This window comes from Ruegeria sp. AB9, assembly GCF_056542585.1.
The window spans coordinates 1-24,192 of the sequence record NZ_JBQGAA010000015.1; the positions used below are offsets into that span (position 1 = coordinate 1).

Sequence of the window (24,192 nt, forward strand, 5' to 3'; positions counted from 1 at the left end):
CGCCGCCTTCGTTTTCACCGCCGCCTTCGTTTTCGCCGCCGCCTTCGTTTTCGCCGCCGCCTTCGTTTTCGCCGCCGCCTTCGTTTTCGCCACCGCCTTCGTTTTCGCCACCGCCTTCGTTTTCACCACCGCCTTCCTGGGCGTATGCTGCATCCACCGTCACAAAAGACAGAACAGCAACAGCAGGTACTCCGGAAAGCGTAATCACACTTGCAGTTGTCATCATTAACTTGGACAGAACACTCATCTTAATTCTCCTGTTTCAAAATGACTTACGCAGTGGCACGAGCGTAAAGACGCCTTCGTAGCGCCGTTATGAAAGGCTGGAAACGCGTCGAAGCCAGCAAAAAATGGCCAAAATTGAGGATAAAATGTGGCAAAAATGTGCCCGATTCAACTCAGGGAACTAAAGTGAAACGTTTCTCAATTTTTTGGCGAAATCGGGAGCAGGGGTTCACTGAGTCGCTTTGTTGCAGGAATTCTGTACCTCGGTACAGGGCCGTAGTTCGCGGCAGAACCCGGACTCAAAGGTTGGATCGACGGAAGCGGTTGACCCTTCAAAACACCGCGCGTAATGCAAGGCATATGGAAAAGAAAAAGAAGCCCTCGCGTCAGCAAGTCTATACCCTTCTGGTCCAGGTCGGCCGCAAGGATGGCGACGGCTTGCCGGAAGGTGCGACCGGCGCAGCACTGATGTGTTATGCCAGCGGTGTGGATGAAGCCGAGGCGGTGCGCGAAACAGTGGCTATTCTAAAACAGGCCGACACCGCACCCCTGGATGTTACTGGATACGGGACTCTGGCCGAACGCGAGGCACAGGGGCACGATATCGAACCGGACGAACGTGCCCTGATGCAGCGAGCGCTGGATGAAAACGCAGTCATCGTCGCGCAGATGACACCGTTTTTCGGAGACGAGGCGCAGGCCTAGTTCCGTATGCCGAACCACTTACGGTAGATTTCGTCATAAGTTCCGTCTTCGCGCAGCGCCAGCAGTGCCTGGTTAACATCCTCGACCAGAGGTGACCCTGTCGGGAAGGCGATACCGTAGTTCTCGCGCAGGAAAACGCCACCTGTCATCGATGCAATCCGCCGCCCTTCATGAGTTGCATAGTAGGACAATATCGGTGCATCGAATACCACCGCGTCAAGTTGTTTGGATTGGAAAGCGTCCAGCATTTGATCCAACCCGGAATAGCCGGTGAATTCGATTTCACGCCGGTTCAGAAAGCTTGCCGCCGTTGAATTTGAGATGGTTCCGACATTTTTGCCATAAAGGTCGTTCACCGAATTCACACTGCCTGTGATCGCGTCCACCGTCATGACCGACGTGATACGGGCCGTGAAAACAGATACGATGAAAAGCGAAGAGACGACCAGAACAACACCAAGAAGCCGGCCAAAGGGTGTGCGTGGCATCCTCTCTTCGAACCCGCCATTCACGACAAGGTTCAGCGCCCACCAGAACGAGGGAAACCAGGCCTCGTTCAGCTTGCGGTCGAAATAGGGTTGGGCGCGACGTTCAAAGCTCCACATCAACATACCGCCGCCCAGCAGGATGGCAAAAGCCAGGCCAATGGCTATAAACAGCTCTTTGGAGAGCAGCGCTTGCAGCAGCGACGGCTGGCGGGCGGCTTCCGACGGTACCATGATCTGCAGACCCGCCTCAAAGATAGGCTGGGTGAAGTCCATTTGCGTTTCCCGCAGAGCAGTGATCGAGATATTGGCGACCGCAAGATCTGCAGACCCATCCTGTACTGCATCCAGCATGTCCGAGAATGACCCGACCCGATTGACCGTGTAGTCCCAGTTCAGCGACTCGGCCAGCGCGGCGAGCAGATCCATCGAAAAGCCGGTTTCTGCCCCGTCCTCGACATAGGAAAACGGGGAGCGGGTCACCGTAGTGACTGTGAGAGACTGTGCCATGCTCTGCTGTGCCAGGACGGCGAAAGTCAGGCAGATCAGTGCGAATAATGCACGCTTCATATTCAATTCACCTGTTTCGCGGCCCTGTAACGCGATTGTGCTGCGGGCGGCAAGATGGTCGCTGGGTAAACTACCATGAATTATTGGGGTCTCTCTTTGACATCTTCGCCTAAAGGTGGGCGATTTTTTTACGGATTGGGGTTGGAAAACCGGCCAATTCGTTGAATCTGTGCGCGAACCCGCGAAAGATACAGTTCCAGAGGCCAATGCATGACCGACCCTGTTCAATTGACAGCCAATCTGATCCGTTGCCCATCGGTCACACCTGAGGAAGGCGGCGCGCTGGTTTTGCTCGAGTCGGTGCTGTCGGATGCAGGGTTCGAATGCACGCGCGTTGACCGGGGGGGCATCAGCAATCTTTTCGCGCGGTGGGGCCGGAAAGGTCATGCGCGCAGTTTCGGTTTCAACGGCCATACCGATGTTGTTCCGGTCGGCGATGAAACTGCCTGGACGATGCCGCCTTTCGGGGCCGAGGTGCGGGATGGCGTAATGTATGGGCGCGGCACCACCGATATGAAATCGGGGGTTGCGGCTTTTGCGGCTGCTGCCGTGGATTTCGTGCGCGACACGCCGCCGGACGGAGCCATTATCCTGACGATCACCGGTGATGAGGAAGGCGATGCGCTGGATGGCACCACCGCCCTGCTCGACTACATGGCCGGTGCGAATGAGCATATGTCCGTCTGCCTGGTGGGTGAACCGACATGCCCGAACAAGATGGGTGAGATGATGAAGATCGGCCGTCGGGGCTCGATGACTGCCTGGTTTACGATCACAGGCGTTCAGGGGCATTCGGCCTATCCGCATCGGGCCAAGAACCCTTTGCCGGCCATGGCCCGGCTGATGGATCGGTTGGCGAGTCACGAACTGGATCAGGGTACAGATCACTTCGATGCCTCCACGTTGGCAGTGGTCACTATCGACACTGGAAATACCGCAACCAACGTGATCCCGGCCCAGTGCGGCGGAACGGTGAATATTCGCTTCAATGACCTGCACTCTGGGGTCGGATTAAGTGACTGGCTGAAGTTGGAAGCTGATCAGGTGGCTGCTCAGTACGGTGTTGAAATTGCTGCTGAAATCAGGATTTCGGGCGAAAGTTTTTTGACCCCACCCGGACCATTGTCGGATCTGGTGGCCAAAGCGGTAGAGGCTGAAACAGGCGTAGCGCCCGAGCTTTCGACAACCGGCGGTACGTCGGATGCGCGTTTTATCAAGAACCACTGTCCGGTTGTTGAGTTCGGGTTGGTCGGGCGCACGATGCATCAGGTCGACGAGTGTGTTGAGGTGGCGCAGATTGAGCAGCTCAAAGCGATCTACTCCCGTATCCTGACGGACTATTTTGAATGAGTTTTGACATTGAAGTTACCCAGGACTTACCAACTTGTTTCGCTTTGCGGCATCAGGTCTTCGTTCTCGAGCAGGGGGTCCCTGTCTCGGAAGAACAGGACGCGCTGGACAGTTCCGCGATCCATCTTCTGGCGCGGGACGTTCAAGGGCCTGTGGGAACAGCACGTATTGTCTGTGGCGAGGGTGCGGCCAAGATCGGTCGCGTTTGCGTTCTGAGCCGAGTCCGGGGACAGGGGTTGGGCGCTGACCTGATACGCAAGGCTGTCGATATTGTCCGAGCCGACCCAGCGATCCACCAGGTAATACTCGGAGCACAGACACACGCTATCAGTTTTTATGAAAAACTCGGCTTTACCGCTTTGGGTCCGGTTTATCTGGACGCCGGGATTGAGCATCGCGACATGGTACAGGAATTGCCGTGACCCGTACATTGGTGATCATGGTGAAGGAACCTCATCCGGGTCGTGTGAAAACGCGCCTGGGGCGGGACATTGGAATGGTCGGCGCAGCATGGTGGTTCAGGCACCAGACCCGATCATTGATCCGAAGATTGCGTGATCCCCGCTGGCAGATCGTGTTGGCCGTCTCGCCCGATCAGCAGGGTCTGACCAGCCGTGTCTGGCCTGCTGACCTGCCGCGCGCGGCGCAGGGGCGTGGCGACCTGGGGGATCGCATGGGGCGGATGCTGCGCGGGATGCCCAAAGGGCCGGTTTGCCTGATCGGCGCGGATATTCCGGGGATTTCCCGCGCCCATATTGCCCGTGCTTTCGACGCATTGGGGCGTTCTCAAATGGTATTTGGACCAGCCCCAGACGGCGGCTATTGGCTGGTCGGAGCGCAACGACATGCAGCTTTGCCGGCAAGTTTGTTCCGGAACGTACGCTGGTCGACGGAACACGCATTGGCTGACACGCTTGCCTCGATCCCCGGCTGCCGGGTTTCATTGCTTGATCAGTTGCGTGATGTGGATACGGTCGCCGATCTTAGAACCTGAGGTTTTTTGGTCATGACGCGGTCGCAAACGCGTGCTACGCCGGACGTATGACTCGCATCCCTACCAAGCAGGAGGTCCTCGACTGGATCTCGGCGAACCCCACCCTGACCTCGAAACGCGATATCGCTAAGGCCTTTGGCATCAAAGGCGCGGATCGGATTGATCTCAAACGTATCCTCAAGGAGCTTGAGGCCGAGGGGCATCTGGAAAAGCGCAAACGCAGCTATCGCGATCCGGACCGCCTGCCGCCGGTCAGTGTGTTGCAGGTGAAGGCTCCGAACGCGGATGGAGACCTGTTTGCGCGGCCGCTGGAGTGGCATGGCGAGGGGGTTGAGCCCACCGTCCTGATCATTGCTCGCGCCAGTGACCCGGCGTTGGGAGAAGGTGACCGAATTCTGGCCCGCCTGACCGTGGTGCACGAAGAAGACCACAATTACGAAGCACGCCTGATCCGTCGTATCGGGACGAACCCCCGAAAAATTGTGGGTATCTTCCGAAAAGGAGCTGAAGGCGGGCGGATTGTTCCAATCGACAAGGCGGGTCAAACCGAATGGCTGGTCGCGGACGGAGCCGTTCTGGGGGCCAAGGATGGAGAACTGGTCGAGGCTGAACAAGCCGGGCCGAAGAACCGCATGGGACTGCCACGCGCGCGCATTGTCGAGCGATTGGGTGATCCTACAGCGCCCAAGGCGGTGTCACTGATCGCGATCCATCAGCACGGTATCCCGGATGATTTCCCCGACAAGGTGATTGCTGAGGCCGACAAGGCCAAACCAGTTGGCCTGAAAGGCCGTGAGGATCTGCGGGATATGCCTTTGTTGACCATAGATCCCTCGGATGCGCGCGATCATGACGATGCCTGCTATGCCCATGCAGATGATGACCCCAAGAACTCCGGTGGGCACGTCATCTGGGTCGCCATTGCCGATGTCGCCGCCTATGTGCAGCCCGGTACAGCACTGGACCGTGAGGCGCGCAAGCGGGGCAATTCCAGCTATTTCCCAGATCGCGTAGTGCCGATGTTGCCGGATCGACTGTCGGGTGACCTTTGTTCGTTGCATGAAGGTGTGCCACGCGCCTGCATCGCTGTGCGGATGCAGATCGATGCGGACGGAAACAAGATTGGCCATCGCTTCGTGCGGGGCCTGATGCGTTCGGCTGCATCGCTGAACTATGCGGAGGTGCAGGAGGCCGTCGACGGCACCCCGAATGATCGAACAGGGCCGTTGCTTGAGACAGTGTTAAAACCGCTCTACGCCGCTTATGCTGCCTTGAAAAAGGCGCGTGCGGTACGACAGCCGCTGGAACTGGACTTGCCCGAACGCAAGATCGTTCTTAGCGACAAGGGTGAGGTCGAGAGCGTCGCCTTCCGCGACCGTCTGGACGCGCATAAGCTGATTGAAGAGTTCATGATCCTCGCCAATGTCGCTGCAGCCGAGACCCTGATTGCCAAGCGTAGCCCGCTGTTGTTCCGTGTGCACGAGGAACCCGCACCTGAGAAGCTGGAAAGCCTGCGGGAAACGGCGCAGGCGGCTGGGCTCAATCTGGCCAAAGGGCAGGTGCTGCAAACGCGCCACCTGAACGCGTTGCTGAATGCCGCTGCCGGGACTGAAGATGCGGAACTGATCAACCTGACCACTCTGCGGTCGATGGCGCAGGCTTATTATAACCCCGAGAACTTCGGCCATTTCGGATTGGCGCTGCGCAACTACGCGCATTTCACCTCACCCATCCGGCGCTATGCCGACCTGATCGTGCACCGGGCGCTGATCTCGGCCCATGGCTGGGGCAAGGACGGCCTGACCGAAGATGAAATTATGCGGCTGGACGAGACGGCCACGCATATCTCGGATACCGAGCGGCGTTCGATGATGGCCGAGCGCGATACCACCGACCGCTATCTGGCTGCCTATCTGAGTGAACGAGTGGGCAACGAGTTTACCGGGCGGATAAGTGGCATTGCCCGGTTCGGGGCCTTTGTGAAAATGGATGAAACTGGCGCGGATGGCCTGGTACCCGTGCGGTCCTTGGGGCGCGAGTTCTTCCATTTCGACCGAGAGGCCGGAACGCTTATGGGTTCGGACACCGGGCTGATCATTGCCATCGGCCAACGCGTCACCGTTCGCTTGACCGAAGCGACGCCAGTGACCGGTGGGTTGGAACTGGAACTGTTGTCTATCGACGATCAGGCCCTGCCGCGAGGGCGTGGACCTGCCAAGCGGTCAACCCGACGCAAGGCGGTCAGCACCAAGCGCAAGAAGGACAAGATCAAGCGCAAGGTCGAACGCAAGCGCCGTCAGAGGTGATAGGTCAGCGCCCGGGCAATCAGCCAGCCATGGCGGGTTTCGTCGATCTGGCCCGGGTCATCGAACAGGATGGCACGGTTCCCGTCGATCCGATCCTCGCCCGGGAAGGCTGAGGTGAAATCACTTATCAACCGGCTTTGGCAGTGCACAAACAGTGCAAAATTCGCAGACTTATGGGCCCCCAGCCGGATTGTTGATCCTTGGGGGGCAAGGTAGGCGGGCTGTCCCCAGCGCAGCTCCTCTCGCAATAGCTGAGCGGCGGGCAGAGATGCCGCCGTGTCAAAGATCAGTTCGCGAAGCGCCAAGGCCCCCGCGCGTGTTTGCGGGGGCAGAGCCTCAAAAACTGAGGCGACCGAAGGCTCATCAAAGGGTCTCATGCGATTGGTATCGCCTGTTCCATCCGGTCCACGTAACTGTTCAACAGGTTATCCTGTTTGATCCTGCGGGTCAGCGGGGTATCTGCAGGCGTTGCGCGCATGGCGGCGAGCATCGGGCCGACGCTCATATCCGCTGATGTCGGTCGATCCCCCAACAGGAACCGGGATTGCCACAGATAGGCCGAGATCGCCTCGAGATCGCGTTCAACCCGATCCAGTCGCTCGGAAAGTGAGAAACGCCCAATCCCTTGCGACGTGATCCCTTTCAGAACAGATTTTCGGATCGCGTTTGACGCAGGTTTTCGGATTAGGGTCGGAATTCCTGTGAAGAAGGTATCACGAAGGATCGGCCAGACCTCGTCATTGCCCCAGCGATCCAGAACAATGTGGAAATACAGATGCTCTTCCGCCATCCGTACTAGGGCGCGGGATTGCGCTTTTTCCACGTCTGTCAGTCCTTTATCAAAAATCGCGCCCTGTTGTTCCAACCAATCACGGATCAGATCGCTGTCCGGTATCAATCGCTCAGGTGTACGAAGGACTGGCAGTTTTTGATGGGGCATTTTACGAGGGTCAAGCATATCCGAACGCTGCCAAGTCTGGCCGGAGTGCTGTAGCATCAGGGCTGTCTTGACGCAGAACGGGCTGGCGCTGAACAACCCGAAGGCCGAGGGGTAGGTGAGAAGGGTCAGCATCGCTTGGCTCCGTATTTGGGGTGCCAGATGAGTAACCCGCCCTAATGACAGTTTATGTCATTAGGCTTAAGCTACGATACACCATGTCTCGTACCGCCCGATTGTTTCAACTGATGCAAGCCTTGCGTTCTGGTCCGTCGCCCAGAACGTCTGAGCAATTGGCGCAAGACTTGGGTGTTTCTGCCCGGACCATTCATAGGGATATTGACTCGTTGCGCGGCCTTGGGGCTGTTATCGATGGCGAAGCGGGGTTCGGTTTTACTCTGATCGAGGATGCAACACTTCCCCCTTTAGGGTTCACCGATGATGAGCTTGAGGCGCTGGTTCTCGGCCTGCGTGAAGTTCAGGTGATTGGCGATCCGGCCTTATCAGACGCAGCCAGTGCCGCCCTACGGAAGCTGCAGGGGCGATTGCCACAACGCCAATCCCATCGGCTTAGCCATGCGGTTCTGGCCGCTACACGGTTTAATCGCCCATCTGCGCCGACAATTGACGTGGCCATTTTGCGACAGGCGACGTGGGATGAGCGTGCGATAGAGTTCTCATACATAGATGCGAAGGGCGATGCTACGCACCGGCGCGTCAATCCGCTGAGTATTGTCTACATGGACCGATCAAATGTTCTTTTGAGCTGGTGCCATCTGAGGCAGGACTTCCGCGTCTTTCGTCTGGATCGTATGCAGGACATGTCTGTGACAGATCAAAGCTTTAGGCCGAACCGAGTACCCATGCTGCGTGAGGTTTTGGCGCAGATTCGTGCAGAGCGAGACGTAGACGACCGCGAGGTGGACGTCTGAGCGCTTTGTGATTTTCCGGTTTTGCGCTACCCTGAGGGTGAGCAGTGATCAGGAAAAATCGGAATGCAAAAATGCGTAGGCGGCGTCATGACCGTCGCATTGTGGGCATCCATGGTGCAGGCGGACATAACAGAAAACACGAAATGGTCAGACAGCGAAGCATCGGGAGAAACGATACATCTGGCCTCGGCGGATGTGACGGTATCGATCCGTCCGGTCCCGCGCCCGGCGGTTGAAGCCTTACGGGTGTCTGCGGCAGCGACGGCGCGGTTTCAGGCCTGGCTCGGTGCGTTTCAGGAGCGCGCGAGGCGGCAGGGCATATCGCAAAGAACGCTGAACAAGGTGTTCGCGGACATGACCTTGGACGACGATGTCCTGAAACGAGACCGCAACCAGGCTGAATTCTCGAAACCGATCTGGGAGTATCTGGATTCCGCGGTCTCAGAAACGCGCCTGTCGAACGGGCGTGCCGCCATGCAACGACATCGGCAGGTGTTGCAGCAAATTGAGGCTGAATATGGCGTTGAAAAGGAAGTGGTCATGGCAATCTGGGGGTTGGAAACATCTTTCGGTTCTTACCGTGGCAGTAACCGGACGCTGAGTTCCTTGGCGACACTGGCCTTTGATGCGCGGCGGGCACAGTTCTTTGAAACGCAGTTGATCGCCGCACTGCAGATTGTGCAGGCAGGTGACGTAAGCCCCAGAAACATGCTTGGCAGTTGGGCAGGCGCAATGGGGCATACGCAATTTATGCCGACATCGTATTTGGATCACGCGGTTGACTTCGACGGGGACGGTAGGCGGGACATTTGGTCGGATGATCCGACCGATGCACTTGCTTCAGCTGCGTCTTATCTGACACGGCACGGCTGGACAAAGGGGCAACCCTGGGGTGTGGAAGTGCGCTTGCCCGCCGGTTTCGATTATTCTGCAGCCCGTCGCGATTTTACGCTGTTGCCGTCCGAATGGGCCGCACGTGGCGTGACGGCCCAAAATGGCAAAGCCGTGCCTGATCATGGCGAGGCGGCGATCCTGCTTCCGGCAGGTGATCAGGGCGTGGCATTGATGATCTTCGACAATTTTGGCGTGATCGAAGCCTATAATGGGGCTGACGCCTATGTGATCGGCATCGGACACCTGTCCGACCGGCTTGCGGGCGGTACTCCGTTTCAATCCGAATGGCCGCGAAGTGATCGAGTGCTGAGTTTCACCGAGAAAAAGGAACTGCAAACCCGCCTGACAGATGCTGGGTTCGATACGAAAGGTGTTGACGGTCGCACCGGGCCGAACACGATCAACGCGGTTCGCGCTTATCAACTGGCGCAGGGTTTAGTGCCGGACGGGTATCCGACTGCGCAGCTTTTGGAACGACTGCGGTAGAAAAAAGGCGGCCCAAACGGGCCGCCTCTCAATAGAGTAATTTGCTGATCTCAGGACGCGGCTTTCATCAGCCCCTGAGCGATGATCTCCGCCTGTGCTTCGTCCAGCGATTTGTGAATCCGCACGAACATCTCGTCGATATCCGCAGGAGTCAGGATCAGCGGAGGCGAGATGATCATACGGTCGCCCACATGACGCATGATCAGGTTGTTGGCAAAGCACCGGTCGCGGCAGATATAGCCGACCGTGCCGGGCTCGGACGCGAACTTGGCGCGGCTGGCTTTGTCGGGTGTCAGAGCGATGGACGCCATCATGCCGACGATCTTCGCCTCGCCCACCAGCGGGTGATCAGCCAGTGCTTCCCATTTCTCTTTCAGATAGGGGGCGGCGACGTCACGCACATGCTCGACGATCTTCTCTTCTTCGAGGATGCGCAGGTTCTCCAGCGCCACAGCAGCGGCGACCGGGTGGCCGGAATAGGTGTAGCCGTGGTTAAATTCGGTGCCACCGATCACCTCGGCAATCTCGTCATTTACAATTGATCCGCCGATCGGCGCATAGCCCGAGCTGAGGCCCTTGGCGATGGTCATTATCTGCGGTTTGATACCAACGGTTTCGGATCCGAACCAGTTGCCAGTGCGGCCAAATCCGCAGATAACCTCGTCTGCAATCAGCAGGATATCGTATTTGTCGCAGATACGCTGAATTTCCGGCCAGTAAGTATCGGGTGCGACGATCACGCCGCCTGCGCCTTGAACCGGCTCGGCGATAAAGGCCGCTATACGATCTTCACCCAGTTCCAGGATCGCCTCTTCCAGCTCGCGCGCACGTGCCAGCCCGAATTCCTCGGGTGACATGTCGCCGCCTTCGGCCCACCAGTTCGGCTGGTTGATGTGATGGATGTTCGGGATTGGAATGCCGCCCTGCGCGTGCATACCTGCCATACCGCCCAGCGAAGCCGACCCGACTGACGAACCGTGATACGCGTTCTTACGGCTGATGATGATGTTCTTGTCTGGATGACCCTTCTCGGCCCAATAGGTGCGCACAAGGCGGATATTGGTGTCGTTGGCCTCGGACCCGCCAGCAGCGAAAAAGACATGATTCAGATCGCCCGGAGCAAGTTCGGCAATCTTGGCGGCCAAAGCGATGGCCGGGACGTGGGTCGTTTTGAAGAAGGTGTTGTAATAGGGCAGCTCACGCATCTGACGCGCGGCGACGTCAGCCAACTCATCGCGGCCGTAACCGATATTGACGCACCAAAGGCCCGCCATCGCATCCAGAATTTCTTCGCCTTCACTGTCAGTCAGGTAAACGCCATTGGCACGTGTAATCACGCGTGCCCCTTCCTGGCCCAATGAACCATTGGCCGAAAAAGGGTGAATGTGATGCGCGGCGTCCAGAGCCTGCAGTTCGGCGGTCGGCATATGGTTGGTGATGGTGGACATCGGAGAATCTCCTACAAAAAGCAGTTGGCGATCACAATATGATCAAATTCATCACTGTCAATCGAATCGGGTTGAGTTAGGCAGAGTTCAGGGCGTCTGCCATCAATTCCATGCCTTGTTCGATGTCCTGAATCGTTGCCTTCGCGGCCCTTTCGGCATCCCCCTCGCGCAAAGCGGAAATGATATCTTTATGCCGATCCGGCAGGCTTTGCGTGCCGAACCGGCCACACACAACCCGCAGCGACGGGCCGAACCGCAACCAAAGCCTTTCGGCGAGATCGCTGAGAATCGGTGCGTTTGCGTAAGAGTACAACGTTTCGTGGAATGCCTGATTCAGGCGCAGATATCCACCCACGTCACCATCTGCAATCATGCGATCCAGATGCATGTCGATGCGCTCCAGATTATCAATGTCCTCGGTTTGCAAATTTGAAGTTGCGCGCCTTGAAAGTTCTGATTCTATTGCGGTTCTTGCAAATATCATTTCCTGGATATCACCCGGGGACAACAGCGGTACGCTTACGCGCCGATTGCCTTGAAACACCAATGCCCCGTCCGAGATTAACCGGCGGATGGCTTCGCGTACTGGGGTCATGCCAACACCCAGCGAATCAGTCAGACCCTGGATCGTGACCGGCTGGCCAGGAACCAATTCCCCGAACAGGATCTGTGACCTGAGCGTTTGGTAAACCTGCTCATGCGCGGGTTGTTTCCCACCGTCGGTTGTTGATGCAGACGCCTTATTTTTGATCAAATCCAATTGGTTCTTCCTATTTCGACTAACCCTGACTTGTCAGGTGACAGGCCTCGTGAAACCATACGCTGGATCGGGGGAAAACGCAAAACTTGATCAAATCCAAAAAAACGGGAAAATAGCCGTACACTTGCAGGGAGAAGAATATGACAATCAAAACGCTGACCATGACAGCGGTCATCGCATTGGGGACTTCGGCGGCATTTGCCGAAGAGGTGCGTGTATACAACTGGTCCGACTACATCGACGAAGAACTTCTTAACAAGTTCGAGGCGGAAACTGGTGTGACCCTGATCTACGACGTGTTCGACAGTAATGAGGTTCTGGAAACCAAAATGCTGGCCGGTGGTTCGGGGTATGACGTAGTTGTTCCTACAGGCAGCTTCATGAGCCGCCAGATTCAGGCCGGTGCATTCCAGGAACTGGATTCCTCACAGTTGTCAAATATTGGAAACGCCTGGGATGTCATTGCGAACCGTGTGTCGCAGTTTGATCCTGGCAACAAGTACTCGGTCAACTACATGTGGGGAACAACCGGACTGGGTGTGAACGTCGGTAAAGTTCAGGAAGTTCTTGGCGAGGATGCGCCAATCGACTCGATGGAACTGATCTTCAACCCGGAGAACATGGAGAAGCTGGCGGAATGCGGTGTGTATTTCCTGGATGCACCTGATGAGATGGTTCCGGCAGCCATGATCTATGCCGGGGTCGATCCGAATACCCATGAAAAAGATGATATCGCCAAGGCCGAAGAGGTCTTTATGGCCGTGCGGCCGTACGTGACCAAATTCCACAGCTCGGAGTACATCAACGCGTTGGCCAACGGGGACATCTGTGTGGCCGTTGGGTTCTCGGGCGACGTTCTGCAGGCACGTGATCGTGCGGCAGAGGCCGACAACGGTGTTGAAATCGCCTATAACGCGTTCAAGGAAGGATCCCAGATGTGGTTCGACCAGATGGCCGTTCCCGCAGACGCGCCGAACCCCGAAGGCGCGCACAAGTTCATCAACTTCATGCTGGATGCGCAGAACATGGCCGCAGCGTCAAACTATGTGTATTACGCCAACGGGAACAAAGCCTCGCAAGAGTTCCTGGATGAAGAGGTGATCAAGGACCCGGCGATTTATCCATCTGAGGAGGCGATGGATAATACTTATATCAAAGGTCCTTATCCGCAAAAAACGCAGCGTCTTGTGACGCGCATGTGGACCAAGGTCAAATCAGGCACTTGATCCTTCCGCGCGGGGCGATGCCATCGTCCCGCGTCTTTCCTGTCCTAAAAGACTTGCGGGGGCTGCTTTGAATTCTGACGTCTTTGCGCCGTGGGATGACCCACAGGCGAAACCTTTGATCCAGTTCCAGAACGTGACCAAGCGCTTTGGCGAATTTACCGCGATTGACAACCTGTCGCTGGATATTTTCGAACGTGAGTTCTTTGCTCTGCTTGGCCCGTCAGGGTGCGGCAAGACAACGATGATGCGGATGCTGGCCGGGTTCGAAACGCCGACCGAAGGGCATATCCTGCTGGGTGGACAGGATATCGATCCGATCCCGCCGAACAAGCGGGCCGTGAACATGATGTTCCAGTCCTATGCTCTGTTCCCGCATCTCAGTGTCTGGGAAAACATCGCTTTTGGTCTGCGCCGAGACAACATGCCCAAGCACGATCTGGAGGATCGGGTCGAAGAGATGCTGCGCCTGACCCGGCTGGAACAATTTGCCCGCCGTAAACCGCACCAGATCTCGGGCGGTCAAAGGCAGCGCGTGGCACTGGCACGGTCACTGGCCAAGGCACCCAAACTTCTGTTGCTGGATGAACCGCTGGGTGCGTTGGACAAAAAACTGCGTCAGGACACGCAGTTTGAATTGATGGATATTCAGGAGAAAACCGGCACCACCTTCGTCATCGTCACCCATGATCAGGAAGAGGCGATGACCGTTGCCAGTCGTGTGGCGGTGATGGATCAGGGGCAATTGATGCAGGTGGCGACGCCGGATCGGATCTATGAAATCCCTGCATCTGTTTATGTCGCTGATTTCATTGGAGATGTGAACATCATCGAAGGTCGTGCGGCGACAGCGGGAAAAGATACCTATCAAATTGATTGGGCTGAAGGACAGGCGCCTTTAACCGCTTCATCGCCCTCCGGATTCTCAAACGGTCAGTCCTGCCATCTGGCGATCCGCCCCGAGAAAGTGACTATCTCTGCCGAGCGACCTGCCGATGCGGTTAACGCCGTTCAAGGCAAGGTTCATGACATTGCCTATCTGGGTAACCTATCCACCTATCATGTTGAATTGGAAAACGGCACAATCATCAAGGCACAGACGGCCAACACCCGCCGCATTTCGCGCCGTTCGTTCACTTGGGAAGACCCGGTCTGGCTGTCCTGGACAGCGACGGCTGCGGTTCTGCTGGCAAACTGATGCGCCGCGCCGTTCTGATCGCCATACCTTATGTCTGGCTGCTGGCACTGTTTCTGGTGCCGTTCTTCATTGTTCTGAAGATTTCACTTTCGGACACCGCGCTTGCAATCCCGCCTTATACTCCAACTTTGGACCTGTCTGCCGGTTGGTCGGGGATCAATGAGTTCTTCAGCCAGCTCGATCTTGAGAACTACGTCTGGCTGACCGAAGACGACCTGTATTGGAAAGCCTACCTGTCCAGCGTGAAGATCGCCTTGATTTCGACCTTTCTGACGCTGCTGGTAGGATACCCAATGGCTTACGGCATGGCGCGGGCGCCTCAGGAATGGCGCCCTACGCTAATGATGCTGGTGATCTTGCCATTCTGGACTTCATTCCTGATCCGGGTCTATGCGTGGATGGGCATTCTGTCGAACGAAGGCTACCTCAACCAGATTTTGCTTTGGACCGGTATCATCTCGACCCCGCTGACGATCCTGAATACCTCGACCGCCGTCTATATCGGCATCGTTTACACCTATCTGCCCTTCATGATCCTGCCGATCTATTCGGCGTTGGAGCGCATGGACGGATCGCTGATCGAGGCGGCTGAGGATCTGGGGTGTTCCCGTTTGCAAGCCTTCTGGCTGGTGACCATCCCACTATCCAAACCCGGTATCATCGCGGGTTGTTTTCTTGTGATGATCCCCGTGATCGGAGAGTTCGTGATCCCATCGCTTCTGGGTGGTTCCGGCACGCTGATGATTGGCAAGGTTCTATGGGAAGAATTCTTCTCGAACCGCGACTGGCCAGTGGCAAGTGCTGTCGCCATCGTCTTGCTGCTGATCCTGGTTATTCCCATCGTGCTGTTCCAGCGCAACCAGCAGAAACAGTCGGAGGCCGAGGGATGAACAGATTAAGCTGGTTCAACACGGTTTCGCTGACGCTGGGCTTTGCGTTCCTGTATATCCCGATGATTATCCTGATCATCTTCAGTTTCAACGAAAGCAAACTGGTCACGGTCTGGGCCGGGTTTTCAACCAAGTGGTACGGAGAGCTGCTGCAGAACGAGGCGTTTCTGGATGCCGCCTGGGTCACGATCCGGGTTGCGGTCTTTTCTTCGACTTTGGCGACCATATTGGGTACCGCCGCCGCATATGTACTGGTCCGCAGTGGACGGTTCTTTGGCCGCACGCTGTTTTCCGGCATGATCTATGCACCGCTGGTGATGCCCGAGGTGATCACCGGCCTGTCGTTGTTGCTTCTCTTCATCGGCATCGGTCTGGATCGGGGCATTCTGACCATCGTTCTGGCCCATACGACCTTTTCGATGTGCTTTGTCTCGGTTGTCGTATCCTCGCGCCTCATCACGTTTGATCGATCACTGGAAGAGGCGGCATTGGATCTTGGCTGCTCACCTGCGCAAGCCTTCCGACTTGTCACTCTACCGATCATTGCACCTGCGGTCATCTCGGGATGGCTGCTGGCCTTCACCTTGTCGCTGGATGATCTGGTGATTGCGTCCTTCACCTCTGGGCCATCGGCAACGACCTTGCCGATCAAGATTTTCTCAGCGGTGCGCCTCGGTGTCAGCCCGGAAATCAATGCGTTGTCCACGATCATGATCGCCGTGGTGACGGTCGGGGTGATCACCGCCTCGCTTGTGACCAAACGTGCGATGGTGCGTCAGCGGCAGGATGAAATGGCCGCTGCACGCGCCGAATGAGGCGGATTTTTCCGGAATACGCCTATAGCGACGCACCGCGCGATGGCTGCTGGTGGGACGAAACAATTTCCAGCCCGGACTGGCCAGAGTTTCAGGGGGCGGTGAAGGTTGACGTCGCCATCGTCGGTGGCGGCTTTACTGGGATTTCCGCAGCCCTGCATCTGGCTGAAACCGCTACGGTTGCAGTGTTCGAAGCAGGCCCTCCTGGATGGGGTGCTTCGGGTCGCAATGGCGGATTTTGCTGCCTTGGTGGTTCAAAACTGGGCCCTGCGTCAATGGAACGTCAATACGGGCAGGCCGAAGCTCAGGCCTATGCAGCCGCAGAAGAGGACGCGGTGCAGTTGGTTGCTGATCTGCTGACACAACATCAGATCGATGCAGATACCCACTCCAACGGGGAAACCCAACTGGCGCATTCCAGACGGGCCATGGACGTGTTGCGCCGGAATGCTGACAAGACGGGAACCTTGCACGAAGCCAGAGACCTGCCTGCCCTGGGCATGGGCGGCGCGTTTCATGGTGCCTACACCTTGCCGATTGGTTTCGGGTTGAATCCCCGCAAATATCTGTTCGGGATCGCCAAAGCCGCAGAGGCAATGGGTGCACATCTGTTCCAGAAAAGCCCGGTTCTGAACATTGAAAAAACAGCGTCGGGCTTTGTGTTGCAAACGCTGGCCGGGCCGGTCACGGCGCAGTCGGTGTTGGTGTGCACCAACGGCTATTCCAGCGAGGATATTCCGGCCTGGATGTCAGGGCGATACATGCCTGCGCAATCAACGGTTATGGTAACGCGCCCCATAAATCACTCCGAGCAATTGGCACAGGGCTGGACCTCGGATCAGATGTGTTATGACACACGCAATCTTCTGCATTATTTTCGCCTGATGCCGGATGGGCGCTTTCTGTTTGGTATGAGGGGCGGGTTGCGATCATCTGCACGGTCCGAAACGGCCATTCGGCGAAAGGTTCAGCAGGATTTCAACAATATGTTTCCTGCATGGTCGACAGTTGAGGCCACTCATTTCTGGTCCGGATTAGTGTGTCTGTCGCGGGCCCTGACGCCTTTCACCGGCCCAGTTCCAGGGCAGCCGGGAATGTATGCCGGGTTTGCGTATCATGGCAATGGCGTCGCCATGGGCACGTACTGCGGTCGAGCATTGGCGCGGTTGGTTCTGGGTCAGGACGCCCGGTTGCCAAACCCGATGACGCAATCGCCAGATCGGTTTCCTTTGGGCCGCTGGCGTCGTGTGCTTATGCCGCCAGCCTACGCCATGATGGCGCTTGCCGACCTGCGATGAGAGGCCTCGTCACAGAATGGCGGTTTCCAGTTTCAACCCTTTCGCATAATCGGGTGCACCGTTTTCAGTGCGCCAAAGGCAATAAGTTGCCATGCGCCACGCATACCACGGTTTGAGTTGTTGATAGCGTGCGACTATTTCGAGTCTGCCATAGGCGGAAAGAAACTGATCTTCCTCTGCCTCTGTCAGCGGTGAGCCACGGTAAAGCGCTTGCATTGCCGGAGAAAGAAAGAGCGCAAGGTCTTCGCAGGGATCGCCAAAGGTTGGGCATTGCCAGTCGATCAAAGTCAGACCGCCGGAAGCAACCAGGATATTACCCGCCACGGGGTCGCCGTGGATCAGACAAGTCTGTTCCGTTGGCGCGACTGAAGTTGAAGGCTGAAGTTCTTCCAGTTTGCCACGGGTATTTGACGTGCAGCCTTGAAGAATTCTGGACCCATGAGCCCTCAGGTCCGCGCTGCCGTTACATCCGGCAGGTGCTTGGACCGCGATTGACAGCGAATGAAGCTTACGCAGCAAAGCACCAACCTGCTCTGATCCCTCCTGCCAGGGTGCTCCGGGTGCGTGGTCATAAAACACCCAATGAGCTTCGTTGTATTGCCCTGCGGCGCGCAGTCTCGGCACGAAACCCGTGGAGCCAAGTGCCTTCAGGCATTGGGCTTCCAACTCCGCGTCATTTCGAAATAAGGGATTGCGCAATGCTGGGCTGTAAAGTTTCAGCACCTTGTCACCATCGCCGCCCAAAACCTTCCACACCCTGTTGGTTCGTCCGCCGTACAGGGTTTCAAACTGCGGATTCGTGTTGACCAGTCCTTGAGTGTGGAGATGGTCAATCAGATCACGAGGGGGGGCAGGCAGATCGTGCAGAGGTTTTATCACTTTTTTAGCGAGTCGATTTGCCAAGCTTTGGCTCGTCCTGCCCGACAGATCAAGCACCAGTTCGGACCGCGGTGACCTGAGTTGCCGGAATCATCTGACCACCTTGCAAGGTCAACAAAACAGCATCGCCCCCAATCTGTGCTTCGACGACGCGATTGTAGGCTGCCACAGGTTTCTCGGAGAGCAGCTCATCGTTATTGTAACTTTCCAGGGTTGCCGTGTAGTTGCCTGATGCCAGTGGGTTGCCCGAGGAGTCGACACCTTCCCACACAAACTCTCTGGTCGTCTTTGGCACGGTGACTCTATCGATGACTGCACCGTCACTATCGCGGATCACCAATTTGGATGCATTTGCATCAGGATCGGCCTGAGCGAACAATGTCACGGGTTGGCCGTCAAAGTGAAAAGCCGAGGTCGAGCGAACGTCCATGCCAACCCAGCTTGCAAGCTCATTCAGGTTCATACCACCCAGTGTATTGGCCAAGGCGGACAACAGGTCATTGGTCTGGACTTGTTGTTCGACCATCGAGAACTGAGCCAATTGAGACGCATATTCGGTAGAATCCATTGGCTCCAACGGATCCTGATTCTGAGCTTGTGCCGTCAGCATCAGCAAGAACGTTTCAAAATCCGAAGTAAGTGCGGAACTCTGCGATGCTTCAGCCGTTTTCTGAGGCAAAACTGACGGCGTGGTGTTGACGGGAGTGATCATTGGTCAAAACCTCATGTCGATGCCCCGGCCCGAGGCAAGAATCCGTGGAATGGGGGTGGTTTGTGCGACCTGTTTGCTCGGCGAACGCTCTGAATGTAAGGGGGCATGGGTGTCCGCGTCGTCTGTAGCCTTTTCGTATGCGCCAGAGTCCCAGGAGGTTCCCAGATCAAAGCTCAGATCACCATAACCCAGTTTTTGAAGCTCTTCTGTCAGAACGGCTAAATGGCGACGCATAAGCTCGAGGGTTTCCGGGCGCTCAATTGCGATCGTCATGTGCAGGCCATCCTCCCGACCGTTCAGCACAATGGACACACGTCCAAGTTCTTCGGGGTTCAGCGCGATTTCGATCGCCCCCGATCCAGCCCTTGTCTGGATCGTTGCTGCCAGCTGACCAGCGATCGCACGCGCGATTTCAGCGCGGATGGCTGTTGGTGGGGCCGCCAGCTGTGACACCGGTTCGCGTGTCGTCAGCGGCAATGGGTCTTCCCCGGCGGCATGCAGGGCTTCGACCTCAATAACTGGCGCTGCCGGTTCGGATTCAACCGCGGTTGCCATCAGCTGCAGTTGTGTCACCGAGGGTGCATGATCCGGCGTTGGCGGTTTAGGTGTTAAGGTGACCGTTTTTGCTGGCAGTGTCTTTTCAGTGTTTAGGAAAACCGGAGTTGCCTCGGTTCCGGCAACCTTGCTTTTTGGCTTTGTCAGCTGATCAAATACACGGCCATTTTCGGTCATCCCTTTCATTTGTGCAGGTTGAGGAGTTGCATTCTGCGTCTGCTCCCCTTGTGAATTCGACTGAATCGGGAGGGGCGGGACGTCTCGCGGGGGCAATCCGTGTGATACCGCCGTCTGTGACTGTTCCGATGTTGTGATGGGCGAGTGATTTGCTGCTGCAAACTGAACCGGCACCAGCGTTACCAGGTCCATGCCAGTGTTTTCGTCAATTGTAGAGGAGGTTTGCAGTTCGACTGTTTGTTCGGTTTCGGGGACGGGATGGGCTGTTACTGTTGCCTCAGGAGTTGTCACTGACACAGGCGCAGCCTCCGCTTCTATATCTGTATTCTCGGCTACAATGGCGGAATTTTCGTCGTCAGGAACGTCGGTGGACTCGACCTCTTGCCCCAGGACATCCTGAAAGCTCTCTGAACCAGTTTTTTGGTCTGGAAGGTGACGAGATGTGGCGGCTTTCTCGGGTGTGGTTGGCGTTGCGGTCGCCAGCGAAAGGGGGTTGGGCATTTTGCTCCGGCTCCGTGTGATAGGACAGAACATGCCTGCAGGAAGTTACGTTTATTTTAACTGCTTTCAACTTTGATCGAGAAAGTTCGATGCAAATTTCGGAGAACGCAATGAAGGTTTCGACCATTCCTCAGGTGTCTCAATCACCATCATCCCAGACTCGACTGAAGAACGCTGCCATTGAGTTGGAAGCGGCGTTTCTGGGCGAAATGCTGAAGTCTGCCGGGTTGGGTAAAACGCGTCAGTCCTTTGGCGGTGATGCAGGTGAAGATCAGTTTTCGTCATTGCTTGTCCAACATCAGGCGCAGCAATTGGCCCGGTCTGGCGGCGTGGGCCTTTCCGAAATTCTATTCATGTCACTGATGGAGAAAACCGATGCCGTCGAAGGTTGACACAACGCTGATCAAGTCTCTGGAAGAAGTTCTGGATTTGGAACGCGCGGCACTTGTGCACGGGGATCTGGACCTTTTGTCGAACATGGTGCCTGAGAAAGAGAAGCTGATCGGAGCAATCAACGATCTTCAGGTGCTGGATAGCGAGGCGCTGATTCGCGTTCAACAGAAAGCCGAACGCAATCAGGCGCTTCTGAACAGTGCGGCTGAAGGCATCCGCGCGGTAGCCGGCCGCATGGCTGAACTGCGGCGTGTTCGGCAGGAGTTCAGCACCTATGGCGCGGACGGGCAGCGGAGTGAATTTGCGGTGCGTAGAACGGCAAAGTTGGAAAAACGGGCATAGGCAGAAGTTTGATTCAAATCCGAAATTTCTGGATTCAGCCTATTAGCACTCCGTTAGGGGATCGGGTTCAAAAGTGGTGTTGCACCTGTAAACAGCAGGTGGCGCGAACGGCCACGCGGCGCGTCGCACAGGTCAGAAAGACACCAATGCCCGCAGATTCTGTGGAGTGAACATGGGCAAAATGGCCCGAACGGAAAAGGATGAAAGCTATGTCCAGCATTCTGACAAACAATGGCGCGATGGTTGCGCTGCAAACTCTCAAGTCGGTCAACAAAAATCTGGCGATGACCCAGAACGCAATCTCGACTGGCAAGGATGTCGCAACGGCGAAGGACAACTCGGCAGTATGGGCGATTTCCAAAGTGATGGAGTCGGACGTCAAAGGCTTCAACGCTATCAAGGACAGCCTGGCGCTTGGTGAATCGACCGTCGCCGTTGCTCGGAATGCCGCTGAAACCGTAACCGATCTGCTGACCCAGATGAAAGGCAAGATCGTCGCGGCGCAGGAAGACAACGTTGATCGTGGCAAAATCAACGATGATGTGACTGCGTTGAAAGATCAGATCGCGTCCGTTGTCAGTGCGGCGCAGTTCAATGGTCTGAACCTGGTTGACGGCTCTGCCGGTTCCGCCTCGGTGCTGGCGTCGCTGGATCGCGACAACACTGGTGCCGTGACCGCATCGTCCATCACCGTTGCCGGGCAGAACCTGTCGACCGGTGGATATGTTACAAAGCAGGTTTTTGATGGATCGACCGGCGCATCGACAGGCAACGATCGCGTTGGTGCAACCATAGACAACGGAGCGACTGCTGCGACTGCATTGGTTACCGATGAATCCAGCGGTGCCTTTGCTGCCGGTGACAAGGTCGTCGTAGCCATTAACGATCAGGTTGTTTCCTACACCGTATCTGCCGAAGACGCTGCCGCGACAACAACCGGTGATCTGGTCGCCGTGGGGCTAAAGTCGAAGATTGAAGAGCTTGGGATTGCCGGTCTGACCGTCGACTATGACTCTGGCACCGCCGGAACCTTGTCTGTCACCAACGGTACGGGCTCCGACATTTCGTTCTCGGCTCAGTTTGTGAATGCCGGTGCCGGTGGTCTGGGCGCTCTGGCCGGCATTGATGTCTCGACAGGCGCGGGCGCGACCGCTGCCTTGGCCGCAGTTGAGTCGCTGATCGATACGTCGATCGACGCATCAGCTGCTTTCGGTTCCTCCCAAAGCCGGATTGAAACTCAGAAAGAGTTCATCTCGAACCTGTCCGACTCGTTCAAGTCAGGTATCGGCTCGCTTGTCGATGCGGACATGGAAGAGACTTCGGCGCGGCTGCAAGCACTTCAGGTTCAGCAACAGCTGGCAACACAGTCGCTTTCGATCGCCAATCAGGCACCGCAATCGATACTGTCGCTGTTCCGCTAAATCGCGAAACCGGTTGGGGCGCGGTCGTCGCGCCCCGGCAATTACTGCCTGAAGACGGCTCTTTGGAAGGATTTCAAGTGACACCGCAAACCCTAGCCCATCGCACCTACGCGCAAACCGCAGCGCCGACAAGAACGCCTCGCGATACTGAATACGAAGCGATTTCAAGGATCACACGGCGCCTCAAAGCGGCGACAGCGCGAAAGGCAACGGATTTTTCGGCGTTTGTTCAGGCCGTGCACGAAAACCGGCGGCTATGGGGGGTGCTGGCAACTGGTGTAGCCGATTCCGAGAATGCGCTGCCCAACGATCTGAGAGCCAGAATCTTCTACCTTGCTGAATTCACCGAACAACACAGCAGCCGCGTTTTGGGGGACGGCGCAGCCGTTGAACCGTTGGTGGAAATCAACACAGCTGTTCTGCGCGGACTACGCCAGATGAGGGCAATTAGATGAGTGGTCTGGTCTTGAAGCTTGCCCCGAAAGAGAGGGTTCTGATCAACGGGGTCGTTATCGAGAACGGCGATCGTCGCGGCCGTTTTTCGATCATGACGCCGCAGGCAAATGTATTGCGGCTGCGGGATGCGATTCATCCCGACGAAGTGAATACGCCGGTGCGCCGCGTCTGCTATGCTGCGCAGCTTGTATTGTCCGGTGACATGGAGCCCGGGCACGCTCGTCAGCAACTGTTACGTCGCGTGGAAGAGCTGAGCCAAGTTTTTACGGACGCAGATAGCCGACGGGTGTTGGCTGAAGCCACCGATGCTCTGGTTGCGGCGCATTATTACAAGTGCCTCAAATCGCTTCGCTCGCTTTTGCCGCGTGAAGAACGGCTGATGGCTTATCAGCAATGACTTTTCAACCTGTCATCCCAAGTGGCGGAATCGTGGGTTGGCGGTTTTTGCAACGTACCTATGAAGGCCAGTTCCAAAGTTTTTCATCATCTGCGGTGAATGAGCGAGAGACGAAGTACTTTCTGGAAAATATCGGGAATATACAGTCTGCTGATCAGCTGGTGTCGGATCGCAGGTTGTTACAGGTCGCTTTGGGAGCGTTTGGGTTGGAAGAGGATTTAGACAACCGGTTTTTCATCCGGAAAATCCTTGAGGATGGCACTCAGGCGGATGATGCATTGTCCAATCGATTGGCGGACAAACGATACCGGGAGTTTTCGAACGCCTTTGGATTTGGTCCGGGGGCTGTCCGCAAAACAGCCCGGGTTACCAACATGGAAGAGATCGCCCAGGCCAATTTGACCGCCCGGTTTGAAATTGCCGTTGGAAACTCGGATGAGACGATGCGATTTTCGCTCTATGCACAGCGAGAGCTTTCGGATCTGGCCAACAGTTCTTCCAGTACAGACACTAAGTGGTTCGATCTGATGGGACTGCCGCCTTTGCGCAACATGATGGAAACGGCTCTTGGTTTGCCATCGTCTTTTGCGCAGCTGGACGTCGACATGCAACTGGTCGAGTTCAAAGGCAGGCTGCTCAAACTGACCGGTTCGGAGGACTTGGCACAGTTTTCGGATCCGGGGTCCATTGAGAAACTGACCGACATTTATTTGGCCAGAAGCCAGATAGCCCAGTTTCAAAACACGATTTCGCCTGCGAAGACTGCGTTGATCTTGCTTGGCGCCGTTTGAATGGGAAGCTCTCGGATTGAATTAGCCAATGGAGCATAGTTGCAACGGTACA

Annotated in this window: 27 protein-coding genes; 18 read left to right on the forward strand and 9 right to left on the reverse strand. The window is 56.4% G+C overall.

Annotation, left to right across the window (positions count from 1 at the left end; genetic code table 11):
• The coding region (locus ACR0K5_RS20875) for a hypothetical protein (protein WP_480631471.1) at positions 1 to 247 on the reverse strand (247 nt) is incomplete at its 3' end.
• A gap of 338 nt (positions 248 to 585) precedes the next feature.
• Between ACR0K5_RS20875 and ACR0K5_RS20880 the strand changes: the two genes are divergently transcribed.
• Complete coding sequence (locus tag ACR0K5_RS20880; RefSeq protein WP_480631472.1) at positions 586 to 930, forward strand: hypothetical protein; 345 nt, start codon at positions 586 to 588, stop codon at positions 928 to 930.
• Here ACR0K5_RS20880 and ACR0K5_RS20885 read toward each other — a convergent pair.
• Positions 927 to 1,985, reverse strand: coding sequence for a transporter substrate-binding domain-containing protein (locus ACR0K5_RS20885; protein ID WP_480631473.1), 1,059 nt, complete (start codon positions 1,983 to 1,985; stop codon positions 927 to 929). The two genes, ACR0K5_RS20880 and ACR0K5_RS20885, sit on opposite strands and share 4 nt — an antisense overlap.
• A gap of 210 nt (positions 1,986 to 2,195) precedes the next feature.
• Between ACR0K5_RS20885 and dapE the strand changes: the two genes are divergently transcribed.
• The 4 genes from dapE to rnr are packed head-to-tail and all read left to right on the forward strand — an operon-like array spanning position 2,196 to position 6,635.
• Positions 2,196 to 3,335, forward strand: coding sequence for a succinyl-diaminopimelate desuccinylase (gene dapE / locus ACR0K5_RS20890; RefSeq protein ID WP_480631474.1), 1,140 nt, complete (start codon positions 2,196 to 2,198; stop codon positions 3,333 to 3,335).
• Positions 3,332 to 3,757 carry a GNAT family N-acetyltransferase gene (locus ACR0K5_RS20895; RefSeq protein WP_480631475.1) on the forward strand — a complete coding sequence of 142 codons (426 nt, stop codon included), beginning with the start codon at positions 3,332 to 3,334 and terminating at the stop codon, positions 3,755 to 3,757. Before dapE ends, ACR0K5_RS20895 begins: the two co-directional genes overlap by 4 nt.
• Complete coding sequence (locus ACR0K5_RS20900; protein WP_480631476.1) at positions 3,754 to 4,329, forward strand: TIGR04282 family arsenosugar biosynthesis glycosyltransferase; 576 nt, start codon at positions 3,754 to 3,756, stop codon at positions 4,327 to 4,329. The genes ACR0K5_RS20895 and ACR0K5_RS20900 overlap by 4 nt, the downstream gene beginning before the upstream one ends.
• Before the next feature lie 47 nt (positions 4,330 to 4,376).
• Positions 4,377 to 6,635 carry a ribonuclease R gene (rnr, locus tag ACR0K5_RS20905; protein ID WP_480631477.1) on the forward strand — a complete coding sequence of 753 codons (2,259 nt, stop codon included), beginning with the start codon at positions 4,377 to 4,379 and terminating at the stop codon, positions 6,633 to 6,635.
• Here rnr and ACR0K5_RS20910 read toward each other — a convergent pair.
• Both ACR0K5_RS20910 and ACR0K5_RS20915 read right to left on the reverse strand, forming a co-directional pair.
• Positions 6,626 to 7,012, reverse strand: coding sequence for a DUF1801 domain-containing protein (locus ACR0K5_RS20910; protein WP_480631478.1), 387 nt, complete (start codon positions 7,010 to 7,012; stop codon positions 6,626 to 6,628). The two genes, rnr and ACR0K5_RS20910, sit on opposite strands and share 10 nt — an antisense overlap.
• A complete protein-coding gene (locus tag ACR0K5_RS20915) occupies positions 7,009 to 7,707 on the reverse strand; it encodes a glutathione S-transferase family protein (protein WP_480631479.1) in 699 nt (232 codons plus the stop codon). The genes ACR0K5_RS20910 and ACR0K5_RS20915 overlap by 4 nt, the downstream gene beginning before the upstream one ends.
• An 83-nt stretch (positions 7,708 to 7,790) precedes the next feature.
• On the opposite strand from ACR0K5_RS20915, the gene ACR0K5_RS20920 reads away from it, so the two are divergent.
• Together ACR0K5_RS20920 and ACR0K5_RS20925 are read left to right on the forward strand one after the other, a co-directional pair.
• Entirely contained in the window at positions 7,791 to 8,504 is a 714-nt protein-coding gene (locus ACR0K5_RS20920) for a helix-turn-helix transcriptional regulator (RefSeq protein ID WP_480631480.1), read from the forward strand.
• 63 nt (positions 8,505 to 8,567) lie between these two features.
• Complete coding sequence (locus ACR0K5_RS20925) at positions 8,568 to 9,884, forward strand: lytic murein transglycosylase (protein ID WP_480631481.1); 1,317 nt, start codon at positions 8,568 to 8,570, stop codon at positions 9,882 to 9,884.
• A 50-nt stretch (positions 9,885 to 9,934) separates the two neighbouring features.
• Here ACR0K5_RS20925 and ACR0K5_RS20930 read toward each other — a convergent pair whose 3' ends face one another.
• A complete protein-coding gene (locus ACR0K5_RS20930; RefSeq protein ID WP_480631482.1) occupies positions 9,935 to 11,332 on the reverse strand; it encodes an aspartate aminotransferase family protein in 1,398 nt (465 codons plus the stop codon).
• A 76-nt stretch (positions 11,333 to 11,408) separates the two neighbouring features.
• Positions 11,409 to 12,092, reverse strand: coding sequence for a GntR family transcriptional regulator (locus tag ACR0K5_RS20935; RefSeq protein ID WP_480631483.1), 684 nt, complete (start codon positions 12,090 to 12,092; stop codon positions 11,409 to 11,411).
• A gap of 140 nt (positions 12,093 to 12,232) precedes the next feature.
• Between ACR0K5_RS20935 and ACR0K5_RS20940 the strand changes: the two genes are divergently transcribed.
• From ACR0K5_RS20940 to ACR0K5_RS20960, 5 genes are all read left to right on the forward strand, one after another.
• Positions 12,233 to 13,318 carry a polyamine ABC transporter substrate-binding protein gene (locus tag ACR0K5_RS20940; protein WP_480631484.1) on the forward strand — a complete coding sequence of 362 codons (1,086 nt, stop codon included), beginning with the start codon at positions 12,233 to 12,235 and terminating at the stop codon, positions 13,316 to 13,318.
• A 67-nt stretch (positions 13,319 to 13,385) separates the two neighbouring features.
• Complete coding sequence (locus tag ACR0K5_RS20945) at positions 13,386 to 14,513, forward strand: ABC transporter ATP-binding protein (protein WP_480631485.1); 1,128 nt, start codon at positions 13,386 to 13,388, stop codon at positions 14,511 to 14,513.
• On the forward strand, positions 14,513 to 15,403 hold the full coding sequence (locus ACR0K5_RS20950) for an ABC transporter permease subunit (protein WP_480631486.1): 891 nt from the start codon (positions 14,513 to 14,515) through the stop codon (positions 15,401 to 15,403). Before ACR0K5_RS20945 ends, ACR0K5_RS20950 begins: the two co-directional genes overlap by 1 nt.
• Complete coding sequence (locus ACR0K5_RS20955; RefSeq protein ID WP_480631487.1) at positions 15,400 to 16,218, forward strand: ABC transporter permease; 819 nt, start codon at positions 15,400 to 15,402, stop codon at positions 16,216 to 16,218. Before ACR0K5_RS20950 ends, ACR0K5_RS20955 begins: the two co-directional genes overlap by 4 nt.
• Positions 16,215 to 17,516, forward strand: coding sequence for an NAD(P)/FAD-dependent oxidoreductase (locus ACR0K5_RS20960; protein ID WP_480631488.1), 1,302 nt, complete (start codon positions 16,215 to 16,217; stop codon positions 17,514 to 17,516). Before ACR0K5_RS20955 ends, ACR0K5_RS20960 begins: the two co-directional genes overlap by 4 nt.
• Before the next feature lie 9 nt (positions 17,517 to 17,525).
• On the opposite strand, the gene ACR0K5_RS20965 is transcribed toward ACR0K5_RS20960, so the two are convergent.
• The 3 genes from ACR0K5_RS20965 to ACR0K5_RS20975 are packed head-to-tail and all read right to left on the reverse strand — an operon-like array spanning position 17,526 to position 20,340.
• On the reverse strand, positions 17,526 to 18,395 hold the full coding sequence (locus ACR0K5_RS20965; protein WP_480631489.1) for a phosphotransferase family protein: 870 nt from the start codon (positions 18,393 to 18,395) through the stop codon (positions 17,526 to 17,528).
• A 49-nt stretch (positions 18,396 to 18,444) separates the two neighbouring features.
• Positions 18,445 to 19,107: a flagellar hook capping FlgD N-terminal domain-containing protein gene (locus tag ACR0K5_RS20970; RefSeq protein ID WP_480631490.1), complete on the reverse strand. Its 663-nt coding sequence runs from the start codon at positions 19,105 to 19,107 to the stop codon at positions 18,445 to 18,447.
• 3 nt (positions 19,108 to 19,110) lie between these two features.
• Positions 19,111 to 20,340, reverse strand: coding sequence for a flagellar hook-length control protein FliK (locus tag ACR0K5_RS20975; protein ID WP_480631491.1), 1,230 nt, complete (start codon positions 20,338 to 20,340; stop codon positions 19,111 to 19,113).
• Positions 20,341 to 20,450: 110 nt separating this feature from the next.
• Here ACR0K5_RS20975 and ACR0K5_RS20980 point away from each other — a divergent pair, with 110 nt between their 5' ends.
• The 6 genes from ACR0K5_RS20980 to ACR0K5_RS21005 all read left to right on the forward strand — a co-directional run bounded on the left by ACR0K5_RS20980 (position 20,451) and on the right by ACR0K5_RS21005 (position 24,140).
• On the forward strand, positions 20,451 to 20,732 hold the full coding sequence (locus ACR0K5_RS20980; protein WP_480631492.1) for a rod-binding protein: 282 nt from the start codon (positions 20,451 to 20,453) through the stop codon (positions 20,730 to 20,732).
• Entirely contained in the window at positions 20,716 to 21,075 is a 360-nt protein-coding gene (locus ACR0K5_RS20985) for a flagellar biosynthesis protein FlgN (RefSeq protein WP_480631493.1), read from the forward strand. The genes ACR0K5_RS20980 and ACR0K5_RS20985 overlap by 17 nt, the downstream gene beginning before the upstream one ends.
• 209 nt (positions 21,076 to 21,284) lie before the next feature.
• Positions 21,285 to 22,496, forward strand: coding sequence for a flagellin N-terminal helical domain-containing protein (locus ACR0K5_RS20990; protein ID WP_480631494.1), 1,212 nt, complete (start codon positions 21,285 to 21,287; stop codon positions 22,494 to 22,496).
• A gap of 77 nt (positions 22,497 to 22,573) precedes the next feature.
• Positions 22,574 to 22,951, forward strand: coding sequence for a flagellar biosynthesis regulator FlaF (gene flaF, locus ACR0K5_RS20995; protein WP_480631495.1), 378 nt, complete (start codon positions 22,574 to 22,576; stop codon positions 22,949 to 22,951).
• Positions 22,948 to 23,349 (forward strand): flagellar biosynthesis repressor FlbT, encoded by a 402-nt coding sequence (gene flbT / locus ACR0K5_RS21000; protein ID WP_480631496.1) that lies wholly within the window; start codon positions 22,948 to 22,950, stop codon positions 23,347 to 23,349. The genes flaF and flbT overlap by 4 nt, the downstream gene beginning before the upstream one ends.
• On the forward strand, positions 23,346 to 24,140 hold the full coding sequence (locus ACR0K5_RS21005) for a DUF1217 domain-containing protein (RefSeq protein ID WP_480631497.1): 795 nt from the start codon (positions 23,346 to 23,348) through the stop codon (positions 24,138 to 24,140). The genes flbT and ACR0K5_RS21005 overlap by 4 nt, the downstream gene beginning before the upstream one ends.
• Positions 24,141 to 24,192: the final 52 nt, after the last annotated feature.